Genomic DNA, 11245 nt, shown 5'->3' with positions numbered 1-11245 from the left:
TGCTTTGGCAGCCCTATGACCGCTTGAGCGACGATCCGGACCCTCGTTTCAAACCGGCCTGCGTCCGAGTTGCGGACTTTGCTGCCGTCTGATTTATCGACCTCGCGGGCCTCAGATTGCAGCAGTGACTTCAACGAAAATGTCATTGAACGTTGGCTGACCACCTTCGGTCCAGTTGCTGTTGGCCAAACGGTTTGAGACCGGCGAACCATCCTCATCAGCGGTCCACCAAAACTTCCCTTCGAGAACCGTGGTGCCTTCGACAACGGTATCGGTGACACGGAGGTCGGCCGCCAATTTGCCCTTTCCATTATGAGCTACGACCCGATCGCCAGCTCGCAATCCCAAGTTCTCGGCATCCGCCGGGTGCATCTCCAACGTCGGGGTTCCCTGTTGTCCGGCCTGCCTTGGCATATTCGCAAATGTCGAGTTCAGGAGGTAGTGCGGCTTTACGGTAAGGAGCCGGAGTTTACCGTTCGGAATGAGGTCGCTCACGTCGAGGTTCTCCGGCCCGTCGAGACCGGTCGCCATCTTCAGCGTCCCTCCCATAGAAGCTGGGTCCCGCTTCGGTTGTGGTGCATAGAGCCATCCCTGTCTTTTTAACGTCCGCCAGTCGAAGTCATCCGGCAGGCTTGAGCGGGCAATTGTTTCGTCGTCTGCGAAGAGCGCGGGTTCGTCGAGTCCCATTTCTCTTGCCAGAAGGCGCAGGACCTCAGTGTGCGGCTTGGACTCTCCGAGCGGCGGGATGGCAGGTTTGTTCAGGCCCACGTAGCACTGGCCCCACGAACCCTGAACATCGAAATGCTCCAGCTGGGTGGTAGACGGCAAGACGATGTCAGCATGTCGGGCGGTGTCGGTCATGAAGTGCTCGATCACGACCGTGAAGAGATCATTTCGGCAGAGCCCCCGCCTGACTGTCTCGGCATCGATCTGGTTGACGACGGGATTGTGGCCCCAAACCATCAATCCCTTGATTGGCGGATCAAGATCCGACGAGGTCAGGATCTGACCAAGATGGCCCCTGTGGAGGCTACGTGTTCCCTTTGGTGAAAGTTCCGGGCATTCCGGCGCAGCGTTGTCGAAGGTCGGATAGCCCTCGATAGAAAGGCCGCCGCCAGGGAGTCTCCAGTGGCCCGACAGGATCGCAAGCGCGCTCAGGCTCTTAATGAAGACATCACCAAACCGCGATTGCTGAGGGCCAATACCAACCCGAAGGGTGCCCGGCCGAGCCGCCCCGTAGAGACGTGCGATCCGCACTACATCATCCGGTGCCACTCCTGTGATCTCGCGGACATGGTCTGGCGTCCAGGCTTTGATTTCTTCGAGATAGGCATCCAAATCGTCGGCCGCCGAACGCGCGTATTCAAAGTCGGCCAGCCCTTCCTCGACCAGTACATTCGCTATGCTGGCGGCAAGAACAGCGTCCGTTCCCGGACGGATTGAAATGTGTTCATCGCATTTTGCGGCGGTTCGCGTGCATCTCGGATCGATGCTGATGATCTTGGCGCCCCGCGCTCTTCGCGCTTCGAGGCAGAAGTGCCAATGGTGGTGGGCCGTGGAAAGCAGGTTTGCCCCCCATAGAACGATGCATTCGCTTTCGGCGAGCGTCTCAGGATCGAAGCTGATCGGGTGACCTTCTGCCGCCACAGCGTTGCCGGACTGGCCGCACAGGCTGCCGTGGAGGCGGCTTGCGCCAATATGGTGGAACAGGCGCATCAGCGCGCGGCGCTGCAACGCCCCGGCCGATCCCATGTCGTGAAGCGGCATTAGCGCCTCCGGACCCCAGTCATCAATTATGCGTCCAAACCTGGTCGCAATTTCACGTATCGCTTCGTCCCAGGAAATTTGCTCAAATTCGTCGCTGCCCTTGGGTCCTGTGCGGCGTAGAGGCTGGAGAAGGCGATCCGGTGCATAGGTCCGCGTTTGGTAGTCGTTGACCTTGGCACACAAGATACCGCGGGTGAAGGGATGCTCCTTGGTTCCGACCACCTTGGTCACCTTACCGTTTTCGACATGCGCCACCCATGAGCAGCCGTCCTGGCAGTCGTGAGGACAGCATCCTGGCACTTCCGCATTTGCCATCTTGCAAACCTCCCCGAGGTCGTGTTCGAGCGTTTTGCGCGATGGTAACACAGATTGAGCGGGTCGGTCGAACGTTGGCCTCATGCTGTCGAAGCGACGAAAAGTGCGAGGCAACTGAGCGTCGGCTCTGGGCTCTTCTGAGACATCTGAGAAAAATGATCAGATGACCGCTAGACGGCGGTAAGCAGCCGTAAGAGCCGACGGAACCGCAGAGACACGCTCGAACGACGGCTTTAACCGGCTCCAGACGTTCGCCGTAATCGAGGTTAGGTCCGGCTTGCGGACAAACCCGTCATGCGCCCTGCGGCACGCATCGGCTCTGAACGGCCTAATGGTGACCTTCATGGTGACGGCAGCGAATGACTGCTCCGAACCTTTTCCGGAACATCCAATTGACCGGGCTTCTCTGTTTGGCACCTAACTGGACCTCCTATTCCGGCAGGCCGGCAAGCCTCAGTCCGTCAATGACCGCCTCTCGGTAAGGAGGGTGTTCGATGTTGATCGCCTGCATGATGTCGGTGATCGTGGCGGGGACACCCAACGCTTCGTATTCCATGACCAGCCACTCGGCGTCGTCCAGCCGTCCCATATGACCATAGGTTGCGATCAGGATCCGCAGGGCATTCTGGAGGTTCGGGTTGCGCTGGAGGAGCTCAGTGAGCGCAGCCTCCGCTGCGTCATAGTCGCCGAGGTAGAAGTTGGCCAGTCCAAGCGGCATATAGTACCAATACGGGGGAACGGGATTGCGGGCGAAAGCTTCCGAGATTGTGTTCAGCCCATCCTCTGCCCGTCCATCGGCCACTTGCACGATCGCGTAGAAAGCGTAAGCGTCCGTGTAGTTTGGGTCGAGTTCGATGGCCCTCTCGAACTCGGCGCTGGCACCTGCAAGGTCCGCTATGAAACCTCGGGACAAAAGCCGTCCGAGCGCGAAATGAGCAAAGGGCAGATCGGGTGCAAGGGCCACGGCCCGTTCCGCATGCCGCACCGCTCTCGCCAAGGTGTTCGTCACATCGCTTGTCCAACCGTATTCGACCCGCATGCTGAGTACGATCGAAAGTTGCGCGTGGGCTGCGGCATAATCTGGGTCACGTCGGATGGCCTCGGCAAAGGCCTCTTCCGCTTGTTCATTATCGCTCGCGGTCAGGAAGCCGGCCAGCTCTTTGCCCCGAAGGTAGTTGTCAAAGGCATCGACATCGCGCGTGCCCCGAACTCCCAGGCGTTCACGCTCTTGCTCGGACAGACGGACCGACAACACACGCACGAGTTCGGAGAGGACCGTCTCTTGGAAATCGAACACATCCGCTTCGGCCCCCGCATAGCTGTCAGCCCAGATGTTTTCGCCGTTCGCCCCGTCGATTAGCGCTGCCGTGATCCGTAGGGTCTGCCCCTCTCGGCGCACACTGCCGTCCACGAGGTATGACACTCGCAATTCCCGGGCGACCTGTCGCGGATCGCTCGCACTCTGCGCGACCGAGAAGGACGCTGCGCGCGACACGACCCTAAGATCGGCGATCCTCGAGAGATTTACGACGAGCTCCTCGGCCAGCCCGTTGGAGTAGTAGGCCTGCCCGGCACTGCCGCTGAGGTTCTCGAAAGGCAGAACGGCGATCGACTGGACCTCCGATGCGGCCTGCTGGCTGGGCGTGAGCAATAGCGCCGAAAGCGCGAGAGCGGCCAAGATGGCCAGAACGGCGATCGGGACTGTCGTGAGCATGGACAGGCGACGTGGCCGCGCGCGCGACACATCAAGACGGTAGCCCTGTTTCGGCACGGTGCGCAGGCGAGCGCCCGCCTCCGGACCAAGTGCTTTGCGGATCTCCGAGATGCACTGGACGAGGCTGTCGTCGGTCACGTGGGTGTCCGCCCAGACCCGTTCCATCAGGCTGTCCTTCGAGACGAGCTCCCCGGCCTGTTCGCTCAGAACCGACAAAACGCGGAGCGATTGCGGGCGCAAGGACACCAAGTTCCCGTCAGGGTCATGCAGCCCAAGTGGTCGCCGATGAAAGCGAAATCCTTCAATATCAATTGTTTGATCCGATTTCGGCATTTTTCGTGGCCGCTTTCGTGACTTTCGCTGTCGCTTTGAGGCCCCAATGGAGGAAGGCGCTCACCCTCAACGGGCGCTTCGAACTCAACCAATGGAGGACACGATGACAATTATTGCAAAACCCACAGCCTTTGTCGCCACTTTCGCGCTATCTGTGACAGTCAGCATAAGTTACTTGCAGGCAGCACCGAAGAACTGCCCGACGATCACCTTGGTGAACGTGAACGGAGAGCAGGTCGAACTACCCGCCGATTCTGCCGCGCAAGTGACGATGCTGCAGCAGTATGGCGCGCGGTATGTACGGGTGATCGACTTGATCCTCGAAGAAAACGCCAAGCCCGAATGGACCTTCATGGAAGATTGCTCACCGAAAGGTGCTGCCGTGCTTGCATCGACCGAGTGACAAAAGCCTGGCGAGCGAAACGAGTTGCTCGGTGGAGCCTGCCAGCCCCGATCTTGCCGCGTTCACATATTTCATGATGGATGGCCACAGCAAGTGGAACACAGCCTTTGCCGACAGTGTTTTGAAGCAGGGTCCGCAGAGCCGACGTCGGTGCCGAACGCAGCGAATGTCGGCTCCCCGCCCATCTCGTAGGATGCCGCGGCAATGAGTTACGGCTGGATTGGGCTCAACTCCGACATCTGAGCAAAATGATCAGATGACCGCTGGACGGCTTTAAGCAGCTGTCAGAGCCTATTCAATCCCAGATTGAAGAAGGATACCCCGCCCTTCTTCCGACGTAAAATGAGCGAGCAGATCCTTTGCTCTGTCAGGATTCCTGGCCGAGGTTGAAACCGCTGCGCTGTAGCTCGTCTTTTTCCCCAATTCTTCCGGCAGCGGGCCGACAAGCTGAATACCGAGTCCCTCCTTCAATCTGATCTCGGTAATTTGCCCAAAGCCGATGGCGCGCTCAGAGCGATCATTGGCGAGATACGCCATTGCATCAGCGCCGGTGTCGGTTCGCAAAGTCTTCCCCGCCACCGCTTCGCTGAGGCCAAGCCGCTCAATCATAGTATGGATATATTGGCCGCTCGAGGCTCGATTGTAGATCAATAAATCTGCAGTCAGGAGAGCCTCCCGCAGACTCGCCGCCGAATGAAGGTCCGGCACCTGCGCACCTCTTCGGACGGCCACACCCGCAGAGATGGAACCGAGTAGGACGCTGGAGCCTACGATCAGGGCACCACTGGCCGCGAACTCTTCAATGGCCGCGACCGGCGCAACCACGATATCCGCGTCGACGAAGCCCGACGCCATACGTTCGCGGACCTCAGGCGCGGTCGCGAATTCGATTTCGACAGTGCCCATTGTCGCAGAAGCGAAGGCTTCTGCGCAAAGCCTCACACCAGTTTTTGGCGCGCCTGCGCTGAGAATGCGTAAATTGGGAAGTCGATCCATGGCAGGGGTTCCAAATCGCGTTCGGTTGGGTCCTTTGTCTGATCGCGCTACAAGGCCATGACGCCACTCTAGGCAAACCAATTCGAACTCGTCGCCACAATGCCAATACCGCTCCAACAAGTCGCCAGCGGTGCTCTTGCGGTGCTACTGGTCAGTTGTCGAGGCTCTCGGCCAGCCGCATGAGCTGTATCGCCTCCTGGCGGTATCCGAAGGGGTCATCCCCGCGGTTGGCGGTCGCCAGCGCGATCGCGTCATCCCAGCCCCAATCGCCCAGATAGCTGTCGTCGTAAAGCAGCTGCCCGAAGCCGGCGATGGATGAAGCGAACTTCGCTTCGCTATCCGCTTTGCCATTTGCAGAGAAAGGCCGCTCGATCAACTGGCTACTGCGTTCGCCCGGGCTCTTGTAGCGCAGCCGCAAAAAACCGAGTTCGTCGCTGTCCGTGTCCGCAGGTGTCGCGCCATAACGGAGCGGGTCGGAAAGCCGGGCCGGCGATCCCACCGGCGTGACCTCGTAGATCGCGGTGACGGAATGACCCGCGCCCAATTCACCCGCATCGACGCGGTCATTGCTGAAATCCTGGCGTCTGAGTGCGCGTGTTTCATAGCCGATCAGACGGTATTCGGCGACTTTGGCGGGGTTGAACTCTACCTGGATCTTCACATCGTCAGCGATGGGAAACAGCGCTCCAGTCAACTGGTCGACCAGCACCTTCTGCGCCTCGCTCAGCGTGTCAATATAGGCAGCGGTGCCATTGCCGTTCTGGGCCAGCGCTTGCATGGTCGCGTCCTGCAGATTGCCGCGCCCGAAACCCAGTACAGACAGATAGGTACCGCTGTCACGCTTTTCGGCGATAAAGTCCTCCAATCCGCGCGGATCGGACAGACCGACGTTGAAATCCCCATCGGTGGCAAGGATCACGCGGGACACCTCGCCGTCTGCAGACATCCCTTCGACCACCGAATAGGCCTGTTCCAGCCCCCCCTGACCATTGGTGCTCCCCCCGGCGCGCAGGTTGTTCAAGGCGTCCAGGATCGCCTGCCGGTCCGAGGCAGCGGTGGGGGCGAGGACCTCGCCGGAACTGCCTGCATAGGCGACGATGGCGACCTGATCTTCGGGGCGCAGGTTGTCGAGCATCATGCGGAACGACTGCTTCAAGAGCGGCAATTTGACCGGGTCTTCCATCGAGCCCGAAGTGTCCACGAGAAAAACGAGGTTGAGCGGAGGGCGGTTCTCCACCGCGGGCAGCGTTCCCTGGATACCGATGTGAACCAGCTGGGTGTTGGCGTTCCACGGGCTCTCGAAAACGTTTACCGTTGGACGGAAGGGGGGCTCGCCATGCTCCGGTGCCGGGTAGCGATAGGGGAAGTAATTGATCATTTCCTCGATGCGGACAGCGTCAGCCGGCGGCAACTGACCGCGCATGATCGAAGACCGGATGATCGAATAACTCGCCGTATCCACGTCGACGGAAAAGGTCGAAACAGGGTCCTCCGCGGCGATCTTCACACCGTTCGGGTCCTCGTTGGCGAAGGTTTCGGTGTCCGCAGTCTGTGAAATGACGCGGTTCTCTTCCATGGATCGCGCGATCCCAACGCTCGATTCCAGGGCAAGCGGGGCCGGGGCCGCAGGAAGCGGTTCGGCAAAATCCGCCTCTGCCCCTTTTCTGGCCAAGAGCTCCACCTTGGCCGAAGCCACCGGGCGGGCGGCATCTTCGGGCCGTGCCACGGGCTCCGCCTCGACAACCTCGGGGGCCGGTTCCACGATGCCGCGCGTTCCGAACGTGCCCGGGCCATCCAGCAAAACCTGACCGGCTGGCGTCAAGATCATGATCCCGCATGCGACGATGGCGGTGGTGAGCGTCAAGCCCCCTTTTGAAGTCAGTCTGGTCAGCATTGTCTTCACTCCAGTCCACATTGAGTTATCGGAGGTTTGACGCGATCGGCCGCGCGATCCTTGGAACGCTTCGAAATTTTCCTGTGCCAACGCCAGATGCTGAGCCTTCTTCGCGGCGTCCGGCGTGGGCGTCGCCTTGTCGATCAGGGTCTTGAGATCATCGAGTTCGCTCATGTCACTCCCTCCTCTTTCCTGAGGGATTTCAGAATTCTGCGGGCTTCGGCCAGCCGCCAGCTGACCGTACCCTCGGCCACACCCAGAACCTCGCCTGCCTCGGCATGGGTCATGTTATCGAGGGTCAGCGCAAGCGTGTCGCACAGTTCGTCTGGCAGGGTTCTCATGGCTTGGCTAAGCCAGTCCATCCGTTCGCGGGTCTCTGCGTCGACGGCCTTGCGGTTCACTTCCCAGTCACGCCAGCCGTCAGCGGCACGGGCCTGCGTGGCCATTCGCCGGCGTCGGTCATGAGCAGCATTGACTGCCACCCGGTACAGCCAGGTTGTCACCCTCGCCTTCCGGTCATATGTGTTAAGCTTGGACGGTAGAGCAGCGCAGATGTCTTGGCACAAATCCTCGGCCTCGTGCTGACTGCCGGTCAACCGAAAGCACAACCTGAAGAGGCGGTCATAGACACGCGCCATCAGCCGGGCGAATGCCTGGCCATCGCCCGCCGCCGCCGCCAGAGCGAGTTCCTCTTCACTTGTGTCCATCCTCATCACGTTGGTTGGACGGATGCGAAGGGTCAATCCTTGGAAAAAATTCACTCCGGCAATATGCGAAGCGGCGTGATGGTCTTAGCAGCGCCACCTGTAAGGTTCTTGAAGTGATCGAACTGGGCGTGCGTCATCGGAAGAGGTAGGCCTTGATATTCGGGTATCGCCACCTCATCGAGCAGGACCGAAGCGCTTGGACACATGAAGTGGCCGTACGCCCTTGGGCTGAGCAGTTCTGAACCGAGCGAAGAGATATTCAGCCATGCGCTGATGAACTTCCGGTTCGTCCGCAATCAGCCTTTAAGCCTCCAAACCAAACACTGGTAAGATTTCGACAGGCGCAATGTCTGCTTTGGCAGCCCTATGACCGCTTGAGCGACGATCCGGACCCTGGTTTGAAAGCGGCCTGCGTCCGAGTTGCGGACAAAGCAGTCCTTTGCAGGTGCAGCATCTGAGTAGGTCGATCAAAGCTTGCACGATGTCCCCTCCTGTCAGAAAGTACCTGTCAACGTATTCAGGGAGAACGCGAACATGGGTTTTGTTGAAGCCACCAAGACATGCCTCGGGAAATACTTTGTTTTTTCCGGGCGCGCGGTGCGGTCCGAGTACTGGTGGTTTGTGTTGTTCGTGGTTGTCGTGAGCGTTGTCCTGGCAGTTATCGACGCCTCCCTGTTCGGCATGGACCCGGAGACTGGAGAGAGCAGCCAAGTCCTCACCCCAATATTCCAACTTGCCGTTGTTGTACCCATGCTTGCAGCTGGATGGCGTCGACTGCATGACACCGGAAGACCGGGCTGGTACTTGCTTTTGCCTGCAGCACTGAGCATCGCGACCATGTTCATGCTGTTCAGTGGCATCGCTGTATTCTCAGTCCTCGAGCAAGGGGCTGACGACCCAGAAGCGTTGAGGGGCCCAGCGGCTCTACTTGGGGTCACCGGCTTGATGGTTGTGGGAGTTCTTCAACTGATAGTCTCGGTGCTAATGATCTGGTGGCTAAGCCGACCGTCACAGGAAGGTACAAATGAATATGGCCCACCCGCAGCTTGAACTTATGACGTGGATCATCAGTGCTTTCGCGGCGGAATGACGAACCATGGCTTAGTTGCCTAGGAGGTTACTTATGAAGACACATCTGATTGCCGGCACGGTCCTCACATTCATGATGTCATCTCCTGCCATGGCTGACTGGAACTTCAGTGGGCCGCCGAACGCCAACGCCTTCATCCAGACCGACAACATGACGCTTGAGCTACAATGCGATCGGGTCCGCTTCGCGCCAGCAGGTTATGAGGACTCACAGGATATAGTCTCCAAGCAAGGCCTGTCCTTTCGGTTCATGAATGATGGTTCGACCGAGGTAGGTGCGTTTCAGGCAGGATCAGTGAATGCGGATATCTCGCTCGTCGACAACTATCCTGTTGAGGTCCGGTTCTTCGATCAGGGCGACTATGATTTCGTTTTGGATCAGATCGCGCAGAACGCCGTTCTGAACCTTTCGATGGCTGACCAGGATGTCTCTTATGGCATATTTACGCTCAAAGGATCGTCCGCAGCGGTCAGATCCCTGCGCGCTTCCTGCGGCTCCAACGCTTCGACATCACAGAGCATGGAGACGCCAGAAGGCATTGTGTATTGCGGTGGCGGTGCCGTGCAGAGGGTCATCGAATACGCGATAGTAGGTCAATCAGGCGACCAGTGGGATGCCATCGTGACCGTCAATGGTGAGACCGTTCGGGCGATGACCTCATATAGCTTCTTCGGAAACTCCGAACCACCGGCAGGCTTCCAGGTGGCGCTCCTGGGTGAAGATCGGTCAGAGTTCCTCGTCTTCAGCGATGGGGGCCGGAACTGGATCGAGTTTGGCGATTACACCTACGATCAGTGCAATTGAGACGCATGAAAAGGCCGGAAATACAGACATGATGAGCCGACTATCTGAAAAGTGGAAACGCGCTGGTGCCGGCACAAGAGCGGGTGTTTTCTGCGCGATCTCCGCAGCTTTTTGCACTGCTTCGGCTCACGCGCAGGACTTGTCCGGTCTGCCCACACAGTTTCTTGAAAAAGTCGAAGCCGCGCAGCAGGAATGCTCCGATTTCGAAAATGGACAGTTCGCCCTTGAATTGGGAGCCATTCACCGTGTCGATCTCGATGGAGACATCCAGCGGGACTGGGTTCTGGACGAGGCGGGGTTTGCCTGTTCCACCGCTGTGTCGCTCTATTGCGGGACAGGCGGTTGCATGTCTCACTTCCTGATCGAGGATCGTATGTTTTCGCTTCTCAATCAGGGATGGGACATGGCGAACATTGGCCCATTCCGCGTGCTTTTGGCTGATGTGCATGGCTCGCAATGTGGTGGGATCGACCCAACGCCCTGCGTCGTGGCCAGTGTTTGGGATTCAGATGAAATGGTCTGGCGCAGCACGGGTGCAGAGTGGGAGTAGAATCTATAGAAACGCGCCTCGAAAAGTTCATGCGTGCAATCTGTGCCTGCGCTTTGGTTCTCACCGTGACGGGATGCGTCGAAACCGCTCCAGAGGTCGCGATGAGCGAACCTGACCCAGAACTGAACTTCGTTCGCGGTTACCGAAGCGTTGCGGACGAGTGCCAGCTCGTCGGCGAAACGGCGTTCACTGTCGATTTCCTCGACGATGCGGCCGATCTTGTGGCCTGTCCGACGGGAAGTGCAGCAATGGCAAGCCTAATGGCGGAAACGGGAGCGCCCGTAATCACCCAGACCAACAGCTTCTCGTTCTTCAGCATTCCTTACCGCTAACCGCATAAATGCAGAATGGCGGCACGAGCAAACCTCGGCTCCGCTTTGGCGCCTGACGGTTTCGATTGCAGGCTCGGTGCATTGCTGCGCCTGCAAACACAAGCGCAAGAGAGCGACCACCTCGGGCTCCGAGCGGACGTCACAGACATTCTCCCCGATGTCCGCTATGGTGAACCAATCCTTACGCTTGCCCGTACCGCACAGTGACGCCAGAAACGAAAGCCCGTGTAGTTCTTGTGGTTGGCAGCGCGCCAGATGTCGTCCGATGTCGCTTCTGGCCGCGGTCGACCTTCTCGGAAATCGTAGCGATAAATAATGCATGGCGCATTCGCGATGATTG

Annotated in this window: 11 protein-coding genes; 6 read left to right on the top strand and 5 right to left on the bottom strand. The window is 58.9% G+C overall.

From position 1 onward, the window contains the following. Positions 1-111 precede the first annotated feature (111 nt). Together RXV88_RS22230 and RXV88_RS22225 are read right to left on the bottom strand one after the other, a co-directional pair. Positions 112-2082, bottom strand: a complete 1971-nt coding sequence (locus RXV88_RS22230; RefSeq protein ID WP_316295841.1) for a molybdopterin-dependent oxidoreductase — start codon at positions 2080-2082, stop codon at positions 112-114. Between the two features lie 430 nt (positions 2083-2512). Then, the gene (locus tag RXV88_RS22225) at positions 2513-4129 is read right to left on the bottom strand and encodes a winged helix-turn-helix domain-containing protein (protein WP_316295840.1); all 1617 of its coding nucleotides are present in this window, start codon (positions 4127-4129) and stop codon (positions 2513-2515) included. Between the two features lie 103 nt (positions 4130-4232). Here RXV88_RS22225 and RXV88_RS22220 point away from each other — a divergent pair, with 103 nt between their 5' ends. After that, complete coding sequence (locus RXV88_RS22220) at positions 4233-4532, top strand: hypothetical protein (RefSeq protein WP_316295839.1); 300 nt, start codon at positions 4233-4235, stop codon at positions 4530-4532. A gap of 291 nt (positions 4533-4823) precedes the next feature. On the opposite strand, the gene RXV88_RS22215 is transcribed toward RXV88_RS22220, so the two are convergent. From RXV88_RS22215 to RXV88_RS22205, 3 genes are all read right to left on the bottom strand, one after another. Next, positions 4824-5528: a substrate-binding domain-containing protein gene (locus tag RXV88_RS22215; RefSeq protein WP_316295838.1), complete on the bottom strand. Its 705-nt coding sequence runs from the start codon at positions 5526-5528 to the stop codon at positions 4824-4826. A gap of 151 nt (positions 5529-5679) precedes the next feature. Further along, positions 5680-7596, bottom strand: a complete 1917-nt coding sequence (locus RXV88_RS22210) for a VWA domain-containing protein (RefSeq protein ID WP_316295837.1) — start codon at positions 7594-7596, stop codon at positions 5680-5682. After that, positions 7593-8060: a sigma-70 family RNA polymerase sigma factor gene (locus RXV88_RS22205; RefSeq protein WP_316295842.1), complete on the bottom strand. Its 468-nt coding sequence runs from the start codon at positions 8058-8060 to the stop codon at positions 7593-7595. Before RXV88_RS22205 ends, RXV88_RS22210 begins: the two co-directional genes overlap by 4 nt. Between RXV88_RS22205 and RXV88_RS22200 the strand changes: the two genes are divergently transcribed. From RXV88_RS22200 to RXV88_RS22180, 5 genes are all read left to right on the top strand, one after another. Further along, positions 7980-8246, top strand: a complete 267-nt coding sequence (locus RXV88_RS22200; protein ID WP_316295844.1) for a hypothetical protein — start codon at positions 7980-7982, stop codon at positions 8244-8246. The two genes, RXV88_RS22205 and RXV88_RS22200, sit on opposite strands and share 81 nt — an antisense overlap. Positions 8247-8603: 357 nt before the next feature. Beyond that, entirely contained in the window at positions 8604-9179 is a 576-nt protein-coding gene (locus RXV88_RS22195) for a DUF805 domain-containing protein (RefSeq protein WP_316295836.1), read from the top strand. Positions 9180-9252: 73 nt separating this feature from the next. Then, positions 9253-10023 (top strand): hypothetical protein, encoded by a 771-nt coding sequence (locus tag RXV88_RS22190; protein ID WP_316295835.1) that lies wholly within the window; start codon positions 9253-9255, stop codon positions 10021-10023. Beyond that, positions 9992-10573 carry a hypothetical protein gene (locus RXV88_RS22185; RefSeq protein WP_316295834.1) on the top strand — a complete coding sequence of 194 codons (582 nt, stop codon included), beginning with the start codon at positions 9992-9994 and terminating at the stop codon, positions 10571-10573. The genes RXV88_RS22190 and RXV88_RS22185 overlap by 32 nt, the downstream gene beginning before the upstream one ends. 101 nt (positions 10574-10674) lie before the next feature. Next, positions 10675-10905, top strand: a complete 231-nt coding sequence (locus RXV88_RS22180; protein ID WP_316295833.1) for a hypothetical protein — start codon at positions 10675-10677, stop codon at positions 10903-10905. Positions 10906-11245: the final 340 nt, after the last annotated feature.

Source organism: Aestuariicoccus sp. MJ-SS9 (assembly GCF_032586235.1).
GTDB lineage: Bacteria > Pseudomonadota > Alphaproteobacteria > Rhodobacterales > Rhodobacteraceae > Aestuariicoccus.
The sequence above is the reverse complement of the archived record's forward strand: the minus strand, read 5'-3'. Positions and strand labels throughout refer to the sequence as shown.